Consider the following 15076-nt stretch of genomic DNA (forward strand, 5'->3'; position numbering starts at 1 on the left):
CCGTACACCCGAGACTGTACGTAGCACTGGGCATTTCCGGTGCGATCCAGCACAAGGCTGGTATGCAGGATTCCGAGTGCATCGTTGCTGTGAACAAGAACGACGGCGCTCCGATTTTCGACGTTGCTGACTACGGCATCTGCGGCGACCTGTTCAAGGTTGTTCCGATGATGATCGACGCAGTTCGCGCTTCGAAGGCTGGCAAGTAAGCTGATTTTTCCCTGACGGAATTGGCTGCCACTTTGGATACCTCCCAAAATCAGTCGGCTAGGTTGGAGCATCCTGCGATTGATTGCATGACCGTGCTTGCACGGCTGCATCGGCAGCTGATTCATTGTCAGCGTGAAATACATGAAACAAGACTGTGGAGCATTGCTCCATGGTCTTGTTTTTTTACTTTTAAGAGCTTTTTTCTTACTGGTAACGGAGGAAATTTTAGATGGGAAATTCGGAAATCTGAGTAAATTTCATGAATTCAGTCGTCCGACGTTGAATAGTGGGGGAGTAGTGTGATATAATCCATTTATCTAAGGTTTTTTGGAGAGAATGGAAATGACTAACGATATGAAATACAAGCATCGGACACGCGAGGAGCGGCCCGAAGATGACGGCACACTGATTGAAGGACGCAATGCCGTACTGGAGACGCTGCGCGCCGGACGTACCGTCGATAAGATTTTCGCAGCGGAAGGCAGCCGTGTCGGAGATGTGACTGCGGAAGCGCGTAAGCGCGGTGTGCCGGTCGTTGTGTGCGATCGCCGCAAACTGGATCACCTAAGCCCGACGGGAAATCACCAGGGTGTAATCGCACAGGTCGCGGCGCAGGAATATGTTACAATTGATCATATTCTGCAAATCGCAGAAACACGTGGTGAGCAGCCGTTGATTGTCGTGTGCGACGGCATTGAGGATCCGCATAATTTAGGAGCGATTATCCGCTCGGCGGAAACTGCGGGTGCACACGGTGTCATCATCCCCAAGCGCCGCGCGGTCGGCCTGACGGCAGCGGTTGCACGTGCGGCAGCGGGTGCGCTCGCTTATATTGGCGTGCATAAGGCGGGCAACCTTGCGTCCGCAATCGATGAGCTGAAGGAACGCGGTGTCTGGGTCTTTGGCGCAGAGGCTGATGGCAATGCCGATTTGTACGAGGCGGATTTCGCTCGTCCGACTGCGCTGGTAATTGGATCGGAAGGCACGGGACTCAGCCGAATCGTACGCGACAAATGTGACTACATCGTCAGCATTCCGATGCGCGGACGAGTAAATTCGCTCAACGCTTCCAATGCGGCGGCAGTACTGCTGTTTGAAACGGTGCGTCGCCGCACGTGCGCGGAATAAAAGGAGGAACACAGCACAATGGCAAAGCAAGATGAAACCATGAATCTTGATGATCTAAAAGCATACTTGAGCGACGTGTCCTCGACCGACGAATTCGACCTTGAATCGATTATCGCCGAGGTCGAAGGGACAGCGCCCTCCAAGCCGAAACCCGCGTCCGCACCACCGGCGGCAAAGGCCGCGCCAAAGGCAGAAGCGGTGAAGACTGCACCTAAGCCAGCGGCTACACCGAGCCCGGTAAAGGCTGCTACGGCTGAGAAGAAGCCTGCGGAACCGCAGGTTGCCAATTCTGTGCCGGAGGCAGAAGCAGCTGCGCAGGAAGCACGCCGCGCCGCCAAGCAGGAGAAAACTGCGCGCAAGGCGGAAAAGGCAGCGGAGAAGGAGAGCAAGCGTGTTGCGAAACTCGCAGCTCGTGCGGCTGAGCAGGAGGAAGCACCGGTTCGGGAGAAACCTCAAGCAGTGCCGCAGGCAAAGGCGCCGAAGATGACCAAAAAAGAAGCACGTGCCGCGCGTGTTGCCGCTGAACAGGCCGAAGAAGAGGCTGAAATTACCCTTCGTGACCCGATTCAGGCACAGCGTTCATTTCAGCGCCGCGCACGGAGCTTATCGGTTCGATCGGTCGTGGTGCTGTTGCTGGCAGTTGCGGCCACATACATAAGCTTGGCGCCAACCATTGAAGCGCTTCCGCTTCCCAATATGATTGATGCACTGGAAAATCCGGGCCTCGGTATCGGTGCACTGATGATAATTCAGTTTGTGGCGCTCTTCGTTGGCATCGACGTGTTTGGTATGGGGTTTGTCAATTTGTTTACGGGAACGCCCGACCGTAACACGCTAGTCTCGGTTTCTGTGGTTGCGGCGCTTCTGCATGCCGCGTCTATCATCATTTTTGATAACAATGTTGGTGTAACCATTCCGTATCTGGCGGTCAGCACGCTGATGCTTTATGCCGCGATGCGTGAAGAGCGCAACCGCTTTTCTGCCCGGGCACGCGCGTATAAGGCGGTAGCTTCCGCCGAACAGCCAATGTCGGTGTACAGCCATTATGATCGGCAGGATGATGCGTGCCGCGCCATCAAGGCGCCGCTGCATGAAATGCGGGAGTTCTTGCTTGAAATGGAGCGTCCGGACACCATCGATCGCTTTTCGATGATTTATACGCCGCTTGCATTGGCAGCTTCTATTATTTTTGCGCTGATTTCCTCGGTCGGCCGCGGCGAGCCGACGCGCTTTTTTTGGGCGTTTTCGGCGCTGCTCTCAATTTCTGCGCCGCTTGGTCTGCTCTGCGCGTTCGGCGCAAGCTATAAAAATGTTTCCCGCCGCCTGCTGGGGCAGGGAGCGGCTCTTTCGGGTGCGCGTCAGGCGAACCTGCTGCGGGGCACGGAGGAGGTTGTGCTGACCGAGTCCGAACTGTTCCCGATTGGCTCCATCACGTTGGATGCGCTGCAGAACATGGGACAGCTTGGCGATGACAAGCTGCTTGCCTATGCGGCGGCACTGACGAGTGAGGCCGGACTTGAACTGGGTCGGGTGCTGTCCGACACCCTGCGTGAGCGGTATGGCACGGCGGTCAATGTAAGGAATCTGCAGACTGTCGAAGGCGGTATTGCGGGCGATATAGGTGGCAGCCGTGTAATTATCGGCACAGCTGCGCTGATGGTCAAGTTGGGCATGCGCATACGTGCCGGCCAAGGCGTGGATAGCTGCAACGCGTACCTGGTGGTGGATGACACGCTTGTCGGTATTTTGACGCTGCGCTACCAGCCGACGAAGAACACCTATCACGCAATGCGCACCATGCGCCGCATGAATATGAATGCAGCGCTTGCGGTACGTGATTTTAATATTTCGCCCTCTATGGTGGAAAGTCAATTCGACTTGCGCCGCGGCTTTGCAGATCAGCCTGAGCCGGATTCCATCGCGCGTATGCTCGACTCGTCCTACACGGAAGGAGATGCACCGGCTGCGATTTTGACACGGGAAGGCGCGGGGCCCTTTGTGCAGGTGCTGCGATGCGCAGATAAACTTGCGGGTGCGGTGCGTTCCAACGTGGTTCTGGGCACGTTTGCGGGCGTTTGCGGCATGCTCATTGTGTTTTATCTCCTGTTCCAGAATGCGGTAGCGGCACTTCCGGTGATGAATCTGTTGCTGTACATGCTGCTCTGGTATGTTCCTGTGTTCCTGATTACACAGCAAACTCATTAAATAGGCAAAGGCGCGAACCCTTCTGGGTTCGCGCCTTTGTGCTGTAAGAGCGGTTTGTGCAAAAAGAATGGCAGGAGTCAATATGGCAGAACAGAAAGAACAGAAAACACCGCGAGTGCGAGTGCTAAAATCGCGCCTGCCGTTGCGAGATATGCTTGTCTCATCGTACGTGCCCCCTCCTTGGTAAAACGAATTTAGTGGCATTTTGCACCTTTTTGTCTGATGCGCTATAATAATATAACGAATATCAAAACACTTTTGTGACAGAAACTTGCAAAAAAATAAAATATTCTATCAAATGTAATATCAATGTACAGACTACATTAAAGTTGCACAAAAAAGTCCTTGCATGCATGGGCAATGTAGTGTATAATAACAAACAAGGACAGAGTTCCTGCAAGAAAGTGCCCGCTCAACAAGGCTAGGGCAGGGGAGTGTTTATGAATATGGCCAATTATCCGGTTAATAAGATCCGTAACGTATGTCTGATGGGTCACGGCGGCGATGGAAAGACCTCGCTGATCGAAAGCCTGTTGTTTACCGGCGGTGTAACTGACCGTGTCGGTAAAATCACTGACGGCAATACCGTTTGCGATTCCGATTCCGAGGAGATCAAGCGCAAGTTCTCGATTTCGCTGGCCGTGGCGCCTGTCGAATGGGGCGGCTGCAAAATCAATCTGCTCGATACCCCCGGCTTTTTCGATTTTGAAAGCGAAGTCAGCTGCGCACTGCGCGTTGCTGAATCCGCACTGATTGTCGCAACCGGCAAATCCGGCCCAGGTGTTGGTACGGAAAAAGCATGGGCGCGCTGCGAAGAACGTGGTATGCCGCGCATGTTTTACATCTCGAAAATCGATGAGGAAAACTCTGATTATTACAATTCCCTGCACAAGCTGCAGAAGGAGTTTGGCGTCACGGTAGCGCCGATTGTAGTGCCGATTTTTGAAGGAAACCGCGATACGGTCGGCGTGGTCGACTGCGTCATTCGCAAGGCTTACAAAATGAATGGCAACGAGCGTGTTGAAATTCCGATTCCGGACAACATGCTTGACAAGGTAAACCAACACCGCGCGGCGCTTTGCGAAAACGTGGCTGAGCTGTCGGAAGAACTGATGGAACGCTATTTCGCGGGTGAGGAATTCTCAGATGATGAACTGATTGCCGGCATTCGCCAGGGCGTCAAGGATTTGGTTTTGGCGCCGGTATTCTGCGGCACTGCGGCAACCGGTATCGGCTCTTATGCACTGCTTAAGGGCATTGTAGACTACATGCCGTCGCCGGACGAAAAGCCTGTGGAAATCAGCGAGGATGAAAAGGGCGAACTGGTTGAGATTAACTGCACGCCAAACGGTTCGACCTGCGCATTCGTTTTCAAAACGGTTGCCGATCAGTATGGCAGGTTTTCGTACTTCAAGGTCATGTCGGGCGAAGTCAAGAGTGACATGACACTGGTTAATAAGCGTGCGGATGCCAATGAAAAAATGGGACATATCTTCACGGTCTGCGGCAAGAAAACCACGGAAGTGCAGGTCGTTGGATGCGGTGATATCGGAGCGGTATCTAAATTGGTAACCACAAAAACGGGAGATACACTGTGTCTGTCCGTTCGCAAGGTGGAGCTTGAACCGATTACCTTCGCACCGCCGTGCTATACGCAGAGCATTGCTGCAAAGGTAAAGGGTGCGGAGGAAAAAATCTCTGCCGGACTGGCTCGGCTGAAGGATGAAGATCCCTCGTTTGATACCGAATTCAATCCGGAAACCAAGCAACATATTATTTCAGGTGCAGGCGATATTCAGCTCGATGTGCTCTGCGCAAAGCTGCGGGATAAATTCGGTGTAGAGGTTCAGCTGACTCCGCCGATTGTGCCCTATCGTGAGAAGATTCGCAAAAAAGTTTCGGTTGAGGGCAAGCATAAGAAGCAATCGGGCGGTCATGGTCAGTACGGCCATGTCAAGATGGACTTTGAACCTTATGCCGATGGCGATTACCTCTTTGAGGAGAAGATTTTTGGCGGTTCTGTTCCGAAGAACTTCCATCCGGCGGTTGATAAGGGCATCCGAGAGGCCATGGAGCACGGCGTGCTTGCCGGTTATCCGATGGTCGGACTCAAGGCGGTGCTAACCGATGGCTCGTATCACGATGTTGACTCGAACGAACTGTCCTTTAAGATGGCAGCGCGTTTGGCGTATAAGGCGGGCATTCCTCAGGCAAGTCCGGTTCTGTTGGAACCAATCAGCTCGATGAAGGTGCTTGTGCCGGATGCTTATATGGGTGATGTAATCGGCGATTTGAATAAGCGCCGCGGGCGTATCATGGGCATGAATCCGATTGACGGCGGCTGGCAGGAGATTCTTGCCGAGGCGCCGATGGCTGAACTGTCTGACTACGCGATTACGCTTCGGTCGATGACGCAGGGACGCGGTTCGTTCGTTTCCGCGTTCGAGCGCTATGACGAGGCTCCCGCGCCGGTGCAGGAAAAGGTGATTGCCGCCAATAAGGCAAGACTGGAAGCACTGAATAAAGAATAAAGCACGGAGAAACCGGCTGCTTTTGCGGCCGGTTTTTTGTGGGTTTGTGCGGGTCGACAAACTGGACTTGTGCGAGCGCATATGTTATAATTTTGACAGAAAATAAAAACGGAGGTGCCGTGCCATGCATTGCACGAGAAAAATTACGGAAGACCTGCTCTGGATCGGCGGAAGCGACCGTCGGCTGGCTCGCTTTGAAAATTTGTTTCCTATTCCGCGTGGCGTATCCTATAACAGTTATCTGCTGCTGGATGAAAAAACCGTACTGATTGACACGGCCGATGAATCGATCAGCCGACAGTTTTTTGAAAATCTGGAGTATGGCTTGGACGGCCGTGCGCTTGATTATCTCATCATTCAGCATATGGAGCCGGATCACTGCGCGCTGATTTGCGATGTGATTCGCCGTTGGCCTGATGTGAAGCTCGTGTGCAGTGCCAAGGCGGCAGGCATGCTGGGTCAGTTCTTTACACCGGATATGGCAGAGCGTGCCATCACCGCAGCGGAGGGCGATAAGCTGCTTACCGGCCGTCACACCCTGCATTTCTTTATGGCGCCAATGGTACATTGGCCTGAGGTCATGGTGACGTATGATGAACTGAGCAAGACTCTCTTCTCGGCGGACGCGTTCGGCACATTCGGCGCGCTGTCGGGCAATATCTTTGACGATGAGATTAACTTCGATGCGGCATGGCTGGCAGATACACGCCGATACTACACCAATATTGTCGGCAAGTTCGGCGCACAGGTGCAGGCGCTGCTCAAAAAAGCCGATTTGCTGGATATTGAGATAATCTGCCCGCTCCATGGACCGATTTGGCGCGAAAACATCGCGCTCCTCCTTGAAAAATACCAGCAATGGAGCACCTATGAGCCGGAGGAGAAGGCGGTGATGATTGCCTGCTGCTCAATGTATGGCAACACGGAAAACGCTGTTGAGGTGCTGGCCGCGATGCTGGCAGATCGCGGCGTTCGAAACATTGCCATGTATGATGTTTCCGGCACAGACGTGTCCGAGCTGATTGCAGAAAGCTTCCGTTGCAGCCACATTGTGTTGGCTAGTCCAACCTATAACGGTGGTCTGCATCCCAAGATGGAGTCGTATCTGGCAGATATGAAGGCAGTGACGGTGCGCAACCGCACGGTTGCGCTGCTCGATAATGGCACATGGGCACCGGTGGCAGCCAAGCACATGGCGGCACGTATGGAGGAGCTCAAAAATATGACCGTACTGGAGCAGCCTATCTCCATCAAATCTGTTCTGGGTGACAAGCAGCTCGATGCGCTGTCTGCCCTGGCCGATGAAATTGCTTCGCAGCTTTCCTGAATTTTATGTTCTGTCTGCGCCTGTCCCTGCATAGGATGAACCATGCAAAGGGCAGGAGGGACAACAAATGATCGTGTATGCAACCAAAATGTCGGTAAAGAAAGCCGTAGTCGGCGTGCTGGTGATCGGTGCGGTCGTTTTGGGCGTGGCGGCGCTCGCGCCTCGCGTCTCGGAAGCGACAGGCGTGCAAACGACGGCCGGAGAAGACATGGGCGCTAAACTGAAAACCAACGAACAGCGTGTCGCGCTGCTGGAAGGCTATGGATGGAAGGTCGATTCGGAGCCGCGTAGCGAGCGTGAAGTGCAGATTCCCAAGGTCTTTGACGAGACTTACGAAGCGTACAACGCGATCCAGTTGGAGCAGGGGCTTGATCTGGTGCCTTATCAGGGCAAGCGCGCAACGCTCTACACGTATGAGCTGACCGAGTATCCGACCGGAGCGGAGGGCGTGACCGCCAACCTGCTCGTTCGGAAAAACAAGCTGATCGCGGCCGACATCAGTGCTGCTGAAGCGGATGGATTTGTGCATGGCATTACGCATATGCCGGAGTAACCACGACCGAAAAAGCGCATCCCCAATACAGGGGATGCGCTTTTTTGTGTAAGTAGGCAATATGACGGATGTTTGCACATATTTGACAAAAGGGGATTTGTATTATTAGAGAGAACTTTAGCGCATTTCAGAAATTTTGCACTTTTTTTGCGATAACCTATTGTGCAACTTGCGAAAAAGTGTTATGCTATATACACTAATCGATTGGCGGGAGGCACAAAATGCCGCAAATGCGTTTGGACAAATTGCTAACGAACCTTCATTGCGGAAGCCGCAAAGAGGTGGGCGCGCTGATCCGCGCCGGACGTGTTGAGGTAGACCGTGTGCCTTGCCGTGATCCGGCAGCCAAAGTGGATCCGAATGTCATTGCCGTATCACTCGATGGCACGATGCTTCAGTATCGTGAGCAGCAGTATTATATGCTTAATAAACCGGCGGGTGTGATTACCGCCAACCGGGACGAAAGACATGACACCGTGCTGGATTTATTCCCCGCTGAGCTGCGGCGTGGCTTATTTGCAATCGGCCGGTTAGATAAAGACACCGAGGGACTGCTGGTTGTCACCAATGACGGTGCGCTGAGTCATGCTGTGATGTCGCCGGGACGGCACGTCAGCAAGGTTTATGTAGCGACGGTAGAGGGCGAGCTCGCGGCTGATGCCGAGGAGCGATTTCGGACAGGCGTTACCCTGAAAGACGGCACTGAGTGCCTGCCTGCGCGCTTGGAAATTGTAACGCCGGGTGATCCGTGCACCGTGCGCGTAACCCTACGGGAAGGAAAATATCATCAGGTCAAACGGATGATTGCGGCGTGCGGCGGCTTTGTGGCAAGCCTGCGCCGTGTTCAGATTGGAGGTCTTCTGCTTGATGAGTCGCTTGCGCCCGGTGCCTTCCGCGAGATGACAGGGGAAGAAGTTGCACTGCTGCGTGGCGGAGAGGCACAGATGTGAAATCGGTTTCTTGTGGAAAAAAATAAAATTCACAAAGTAATTCAAAAAAATTTGTACAAAAAGATTGACACCTGTGTTATAATTACTTAAAATGCACAGGTGGGCGGATTTATTCTTGTGAACTATGATAGGAATCCGCGTGGACTGGGTGAAGATACGGTGTGATGCTGGAGCGGGAAGGTTTCCGGCGGGTGCATCGTCGCAAAAGAGTGGTAAAAAAGACGGGAAAGGTGATGGAAATGGCTTCGAGATTGTTCCAATCGATTATTCTGCAGATGAAGGATACGGTGGATCGCACCATTGGCATTGTTGACGCGAGCGGCGCTGTTGTAGCGTGTACCGACCTGCCGCGCATTGGGGAAATGCGCGAGGAGGCAATCACTGAGCTGGGTTTTGCAGGTGAAATGGTTCGTTTTGGCGGATATACTTATCGTTCGACCGCCGATCGTTCGACGCGCCTGGAGTATGCGGTATTCGTGCAGGGAGAAGACGAACTTGCGCGCAGCATCTGCTCACTGGTGTCGGTTTCGATCAACAATATTAAAACGCTCTATGATGAGAAGCATGATAAGGCGACCTTCGTCAAGAATATCATTCTCGATAATATCCTGCCCGGCGATATTTATATCAAATCGCGCGAACTGCACTTTGGAAATGACGTTCCGCGCGTTGTTTTCCTTGTGCGTCAGCAGTCTCCGGCCGACGTTGCGGCAATCGACGTGATTACCGGCCTGTTCCCGGAAAAACAGAAGGATTTTGTGCTGCATATCTCCGAAAGCGATATCGTTGTCGTCAAGGAGGTCAAAGCCAACAGCGAGATTAAGGATCTTGCCAAGGTTGCAGCTTCGATTGAGGAAGCCCTGTCGAGTGAACTGTCAGCCAAGTGCCTGATTGGCATCGGCTCGGTGTCTGCTCAGATGAAGGATATCGCAAAATCGTTTAAAGAAGCGCAGACGGCTATTGAAGTTGGCGGCGTATTCGATACGGAAAAGAGTATTATCAGCTTTGAAAATCTGGGGATCGGCCGTCTGATTTATCAGCTTCCCATCACGCTGTGTGAGATGTTCCTGACCGAAGTGTTTAAGAAGGGGTCTATCGATTCACTCGATCAGGAAACACTGTTCACCATTCAGAAATTCTTTGAGAACAACCTGAACGTTTCCGAAACCTCCCGTAAGCTGTTTGTGCACCGCAATACGCTGGTTTACCGTCTGGAAAAGATTAAAAAGCTGACCGGACTGGATTTGCGTGAGTTCGACCATGCAATCGTGTTCAAGGTTGCACTGATGGTTCGAAAATACCTGACCAGCCGCGAGGAAGCGTCCCGGTAAGTCGAAAATGTGTTCGACTGTTCACAAAATCTTCACATAAAAATACCTTTACGCCGAGGTTTGACAGTTATTGTCGACTTGCGCGCTGTAAAAATATCTGCTATAATAGACAAAGGTGTGTGCTGGACATGCGCCTTTGTCTTTTTTTGTTAAGACGCTGGGAGGTTTTTTCGTGATCCGAATGACAGATGCCACCGTAGTGTATGATAACGGCATACGCGCGGTGAACAAAGCAAGTCTTCGCATTGATGAAGGCGAATTTGTCTTTTTGGTCGGCGCGTCAGGTTCTGGCAAGACGACCTTGATTAAATTGTTGACTGCCGAAGTCCGTCCGAGTGAGGGCAAGGTACTGGTTAACAATTATAATATTGGCGATATTAAAAAACGGAAGATTCCGTATCTGCGCCGTACGTTGGGCGTGGTTTTTCAGGATTTTCGTTTGATCGGAAATAAGACGGTTTATGATAACGTTGCGTTTGCGATGCGGACGATTGGAGCCAGCAACAAGGCAATCAAACAGCGGGTGCCTTACGTGTTGGAGCTTGTGGGGCTGACAGAAAAGGCATATGAAAAGCCGATTAATCTGTCAGGCGGCGAGCAGCAGCGCGTTGCGATAGCCCGTGCGCTTGTTAACAATCCACGACTGATTATTGCAGACGAGCCAACCGGCAACCTTGATCCTGCACGCTCGCTTGAACTGATGACACTGTTCGAAAAAATCAACGAGTTGGGGACGACCGTGCTCATTGTCACGCACGAAAAGGGATTGGTCGACGAGTTCGAGAAGCGCGTCGTCGTAATCGACAAGGGCGAGGTAATCAGCGATCAGACAGGTGGGTACTACAATTATGAGAAGCTTTAGTTATTATTGGAAGGAAGGCTTCCGCAATATTTTCAAGCACGGATTTATGTCTGTTGCGGCGGTCATCATCATGTTGGCTTGCCTACTTATGACCGGCACGGTGGCGCTGATTGCACTGAATATTGATATCAGCATCACAAATCTGCAGAAATCGAATCAAATTGTCGTCTTCATTGATGAAACACTGACGACACGTGAGGCAAAATCACTGGGTAGCAAGTTTGAGTCGATTGACAATATTGCAACCATCACCTTCCAGGATCGCGATCAGGCGCTCGAAGCTTACCGCATCGAATTGGCAGAGGACGCGGACATTCTGTCCGGCTTTACTTCGGATAATAATCCGCTTCGCAACAGCTTCATTCTAACGCTGAAAGATCCCGCACTGGCGGAAGATACTCTTTCGCAGATTAATGCGATTGACGGAGTTGCCCGCGTACGGGCAGATGAGCAGACCATCAACAAGTTGATGCAGGTGCAGCATGTGTTTAACATCGTGGCACTGATTATGGTGATTGCACTGGCAGTTATCTCGGTCTTCATTATTTCCAACACGGTAAAGCTTGCTATGTTTGCGCGCCGAGAGGAAATTTCCATCCAGAAGATGGTTGGTGCAACCAACTGGTTTATTCGATGGCCCTTTGTCATTGAAGGCATGATTCTTGGTCTAACGGCCGGCGTACTTGCATTCTTTGCACAGTGGGGAGGATACAGCGAGCTGTCCACTCTGGCCAGCGGCGTAATCCCATACTTTAATATGGTTCCGTTTGACGGACTGCGTTACCTCGTGCTCGGCGTGTTCGCAGGCGCGGGCGTGCTGTTCGGTATCGGCGGCTCCGTGACCAGTATCCGCAAGTTTATGGACGTGTAAGCGTTTTATCTGCAAAAGAAGGAGCGAATTTCAGTATGATGAGTAAAAAGACCATTCGTATCATTTCTGGTGCAATCGCGCTTGTGCTGGTCGGTGTTATGGTGCTCGGTATCGTGTCGAGCGGCCTGATTTATGCCGGCGCGGCCGATATGGATGACTTGAAGAGCAAGCTGAGTGGCTTGGAGGATCAAAAGGCGGCGGTCAAGGCGGAAATTGCCGCGCTTGATTCGCAGATGTCGGATGCGGAAGCAACACGTGCTGCGCTTGAGAGCGAAATCAAGCTGACCAAGGAAGAAATTGCTACGGTCGAGGACTACGTGAATCGTCTGCAGAAGCAGATCGATGTAAAAAGTGCTGAACTGGGCGTTGCAGAGCAGCAGCTTTCCGGTAAAGAGGACTTGTTCCGCACGCGAATCCGTGACATGTATGAGCAGGGCGAAACCTCTTATCTGGATATTCTGCTCAACGCATCGAGTTTTTCCAATATGCTCTCCCGCATTGAAATTGTCAGTCAGATTATGGATTACGACAAGAAGGTCGTAGCCGAGTATACGGCTGCCAAGGAGGACATTGAGGTCAAGCGTGACGAACTGCAAACCACGCAGGATGAGCAGAAAAGCTATCAGGAAAATCTAAGCTATAAGGTGGACGAGCTTGCCCAGAGCGAAGCAGAGCAAAAGGCGCTGGTGGAAAGTCTGGAAAGCTATCAGAAGACCAAGGAAGCAGAGCAGGCACGCTTGGAGTCTGAAATGCAGTCGGTCAGCAATGACATCGCTGAGTTGTCGCGCAAGGAAGCAGCGGCTGCGGGCAACAGCAATGCAACGCGTTACAGCGGTACTTTTGTTTGGCCTACACCGGGCAATACCGCAAGTTCCAGCGCATATGGCTGGCGAACGCATCCGATTTACGGGACGCGTAAGTTCCACGCTGGCGAGGATATTCCCGCACCGACCGGCGCAACCATTGTTGCGGCGGCATCCGGCACGGTCACAACGGCAGGCTGGGTATCCGGTTACGGCAACTATACGGTCATCAATCATGGCGGTGGCGTCATGACGGCTTACGGACACCAGTCGGCGATTTATGTATCGGTTGGACAGACGGTGTCGGCGGGAGATACGATCGGCGCGGTCGGCTCAACCGGCAACTCGACCGGACCGCACCTGCATTTTGAGGTGTATGTCAACGGTGCGACACAGAATCCGATGAGCTATTTCAGCTAAATACATAGTAACAGGGGAGGGACGCGCCGTGCGTCTCTCCCTGTTGTCTTTTGGAGGAACGATGAAAGGGTTAAAAAACAGCAGAAGTTCAATTGCGACAGCACTGGTGTTGTGCCTGATGGCGGGCGCAACCGGCGTCGCCTGCAGCTATGCAGCCTTTGGGTTCCAAACCCGGCAAGTGAGCACCAAGCTGCGTGAGATTGACCGCCTGGTGAGCGAGCGTTATGTCGGCACGATGGACGGCGAGGCGATTGGTGATTTTGCAGCATATGGTTATCTGACCGGGCTAAATGATCGCTGGTCAAATTATATTCCGGCGAACGAGTATAAAAGCTATCAGCTGCGAACAGAAGGGCAGGGCGTGGGCATCGGCGTGTCGGTGGTGACAGAGCAGGATCGTATCCGCGTCAGCGAGGTCTATGACGATTCACCTGCACAGCAGGCTGGCATCGCAAAGGGCGATTTGATCTTGGCCGCCGAAGGCGTGACGGTCGAAAAAGACGGCGGACAGGCGGTTGTGAACGCAGTACAAGGCGAGGAAGGCACTGCGGTGACGATTACCGTCCGCAAGGCCGAAACCAATCAGGTGCAGGAGCTAACCATGACGCGCGCACTCGTCAAGCAGAAAATGGCGTGGGGAGAAATGCTGGATGGACAAATCGGCTATCTGCGCATCAACAGCTTCCGCGTCGGTTCTGCGGAGCAGTTCAACGCGGCGCTCGATCAGTTGGTCGCGGACGGGGCGAAGTCGCTGATTCTGGATGTGCGCCACAACGGCGGCGGACGGGTCAAGGAGATGAGCGCGATGCTCGACCCGCTGCTCGGGGAAGGCACCATTATGACATTGCGCACCAAGGCGGGTATGGAAACGGTGTATTCTTCAGATGCAGCGCACATTGAGCTGCCTGCTGTGGTGCTGGCAGACGATCAGTCGATTTCCGCAGCTGAATTTTTTGCCGCCGCGCTGCAGGAGTATGACCGCGCAACCGTGGTGGGCACACATACAACGGGAAAAGGCCGTGCGCAGCAAACCTATGAGCTGTCGGACGGCTCCGCGTTGGTACTGTCGGTCGAGGAATACTTCACCCCGAAGGGCAATAATTTGGCGGATAAAGGGATTGCACCCGATGTTGAGGTTGGCTTGACAGAGGCGCAGGCATCCGACTTTTATTTCCTGACACCGGAAACCGATCCGCAGCTTCAAAAAGCAGTCGAAATCCTGTCATAACCTTAGTCATACGGGAGAAAATAGGTAAAACAAAAACTGTTTGCTTGACAGGGGACAAATACTTTCCTATAATAAGGAGTATTGTATGGCCGAGGCGGGCCAATTCTACGTGGATAAGAAGGTTTATGAATATGGCAAAAGAATTTAAGCTGACACAGGAAAGTCTGGATAAACTGAAGGATGAACTGGAATACCTGAAAACGGTGCGCGAGAAGGAAGTTGCGGAGCAGATTAAGGAAGCTCGCTCCTTCGGCGACCTTTCCGAGAACTCGGAATATGATGAGGCCAAGAACGAGCAGGGCAAGGTTTTCTCCCGCATGGCCGAGCTGGAAAACATCATCTCTCATGCAGTGATCATTACTGAGGATATGTATTCTGCTGACGAAATCTCTCCCGGCTGCCACTTTGTGGTACAGGATTTGGAGTTCGGCGATGAAGAGGAGTATCATTTCGTCGGTTCGCAGGAAGCCAACCCGATGGATGGCAAGGTTTCGGATGAATCGCCCTTTGGTAAGGCCATGTTGGGCCACCGTGTCGGTGAGATTGTTGAGGTTGAGGCACCGGCTGGCATGATGCAGTATAAGGTGCTCGATATCAGCAAAAAGTAAAGTGAGCGACGCGCAGGCAGTGCGGCGTGTAAAAAGGGATAATATTAAA

13 protein-coding genes are annotated in these 15076 nt (G+C 52.6%); all 13 read left to right on the top strand.

Annotated features, from left to right (window positions below; all coding sequences use genetic code 11):
• On the top strand, window positions 1-209 hold a 209-nt coding region (locus QOX26_RS10160), incomplete at its 5' end, for an FAD-binding protein (protein ID WP_283674868.1).
• A 343-nt stretch (window positions 210-552) separates the two neighbouring features.
• On the top strand, window positions 553-1338 hold the full coding sequence (rlmB, locus tag QOX26_RS10165) for a 23S rRNA (guanosine(2251)-2'-O)-methyltransferase RlmB (protein WP_283674869.1): 786 nt from the start codon (window positions 553-555) through the stop codon (window positions 1336-1338).
• Window positions 1339-1356: 18 nt separating this feature from the next.
• The gene (locus QOX26_RS10170; protein WP_283674870.1) at window positions 1357-3543 is read left to right on the top strand and encodes a hypothetical protein; all 2187 of its coding nucleotides are present in this window, start codon (window positions 1357-1359) and stop codon (window positions 3541-3543) included.
• Between the two features lie 446 nt (window positions 3544-3989).
• Window positions 3990-6074: an elongation factor G gene (locus QOX26_RS10175; RefSeq protein WP_283674958.1), complete on the top strand. Its 2085-nt coding sequence runs from the start codon at window positions 3990-3992 to the stop codon at window positions 6072-6074.
• Window positions 6075-6198: 124 nt separating this feature from the next.
• A complete protein-coding gene (locus QOX26_RS10180; protein ID WP_283674871.1) occupies window positions 6199-7401 on the top strand; it encodes an FprA family A-type flavoprotein in 1203 nt (400 codons plus the stop codon).
• A gap of 67 nt (window positions 7402-7468) precedes the next feature.
• Window positions 7469-7954, top strand: a complete 486-nt coding sequence (locus QOX26_RS10185) for a DUF4830 domain-containing protein (protein WP_283674872.1) — start codon at window positions 7469-7471, stop codon at window positions 7952-7954.
• A gap of 221 nt (window positions 7955-8175) precedes the next feature.
• A complete protein-coding gene (locus tag QOX26_RS10190) occupies window positions 8176-8904 on the top strand; it encodes a pseudouridine synthase (protein WP_283674873.1) in 729 nt (242 codons plus the stop codon).
• Window positions 8905-9143: 239 nt separating this feature from the next.
• Window positions 9144-10235 (top strand): PucR family transcriptional regulator, encoded by a 1092-nt coding sequence (locus tag QOX26_RS10195; RefSeq protein ID WP_283674874.1) that lies wholly within the window; start codon window positions 9144-9146, stop codon window positions 10233-10235.
• A gap of 172 nt (window positions 10236-10407) precedes the next feature.
• Window positions 10408-11097: a cell division ATP-binding protein FtsE gene (gene ftsE, locus QOX26_RS10200; protein WP_283674875.1), complete on the top strand. Its 690-nt coding sequence runs from the start codon at window positions 10408-10410 to the stop codon at window positions 11095-11097.
• Window positions 11084-11968 carry a permease-like cell division protein FtsX gene (gene ftsX, locus QOX26_RS10205; protein WP_283674876.1) on the top strand — a complete coding sequence of 295 codons (885 nt, stop codon included), beginning with the start codon at window positions 11084-11086 and terminating at the stop codon, window positions 11966-11968. Before ftsE ends, ftsX begins: the two co-directional genes overlap by 14 nt.
• A 35-nt stretch (window positions 11969-12003) precedes the next feature.
• A complete protein-coding gene (locus QOX26_RS10210) occupies window positions 12004-13191 on the top strand; it encodes a murein hydrolase activator EnvC family protein (RefSeq protein WP_283674877.1) in 1188 nt (395 codons plus the stop codon).
• Between the two features lie 61 nt (window positions 13192-13252).
• Window positions 13253-14419 carry a S41 family peptidase gene (locus QOX26_RS10215; RefSeq protein ID WP_283674878.1) on the top strand — a complete coding sequence of 389 codons (1167 nt, stop codon included), beginning with the start codon at window positions 13253-13255 and terminating at the stop codon, window positions 14417-14419.
• Between the two features lie 131 nt (window positions 14420-14550).
• On the top strand, window positions 14551-15027 hold the full coding sequence (gene greA, locus QOX26_RS10220) for a transcription elongation factor GreA (protein ID WP_283674879.1): 477 nt from the start codon (window positions 14551-14553) through the stop codon (window positions 15025-15027).
• Window positions 15028-15076: the final 49 nt, after the last annotated feature.

This window comes from Butyricicoccus sp. Marseille-Q5471, assembly GCF_951230135.1.
Classification (GTDB): Bacteria; Bacillota; Clostridia; order Oscillospirales; family Butyricicoccaceae; genus Agathobaculum.

Excerpts from the sequence above, each read along its gene's own strand:
- QOX26_RS10180 (WP_283674871.1), top strand. The coding sequence starts at position 6,199 with ATGCATTGCACGAGAAAAATTACGGAAGACCTGCTCTGGATCGGCGGA.
- QOX26_RS10170 (WP_283674870.1), top strand. The coding sequence starts at position 1,357 with ATGGCAAAGCAAGATGAAACCATGAATCTTGATGATCTAAAAGCATAC.
- QOX26_RS10195 (WP_283674874.1), top strand. The coding sequence starts at position 9,144 with ATGGCTTCGAGATTGTTCCAATCGATTATTCTGCAGATGAAGGATACG.
- QOX26_RS10190 (WP_283674873.1), top strand. The coding sequence starts at position 8,176 with ATGCCGCAAATGCGTTTGGACAAATTGCTAACGAACCTTCATTGCGGA.
- greA (WP_283674879.1), top strand. The coding sequence starts at position 14,551 with ATGGCAAAAGAATTTAAGCTGACACAGGAAAGTCTGGATAAACTGAAG.
- QOX26_RS10210 (WP_283674877.1), top strand. The coding sequence starts at position 12,004 with ATGATGAGTAAAAAGACCATTCGTATCATTTCTGGTGCAATCGCGCTT.
- QOX26_RS10185 (WP_283674872.1), top strand. The coding sequence starts at position 7,469 with ATGATCGTGTATGCAACCAAAATGTCGGTAAAGAAAGCCGTAGTCGGC.
- ftsX (WP_283674876.1), top strand. The coding sequence starts at position 11,084 with ATGAGAAGCTTTAGTTATTATTGGAAGGAAGGCTTCCGCAATATTTTC.
- QOX26_RS10175 (WP_283674958.1), top strand. The coding sequence starts at position 3,990 with ATGGCCAATTATCCGGTTAATAAGATCCGTAACGTATGTCTGATGGGT.
- QOX26_RS10215 (WP_283674878.1), top strand. The coding sequence starts at position 13,253 with ATGAAAGGGTTAAAAAACAGCAGAAGTTCAATTGCGACAGCACTGGTG.
- rlmB (WP_283674869.1), top strand. The coding sequence starts at position 553 with ATGACTAACGATATGAAATACAAGCATCGGACACGCGAGGAGCGGCCC.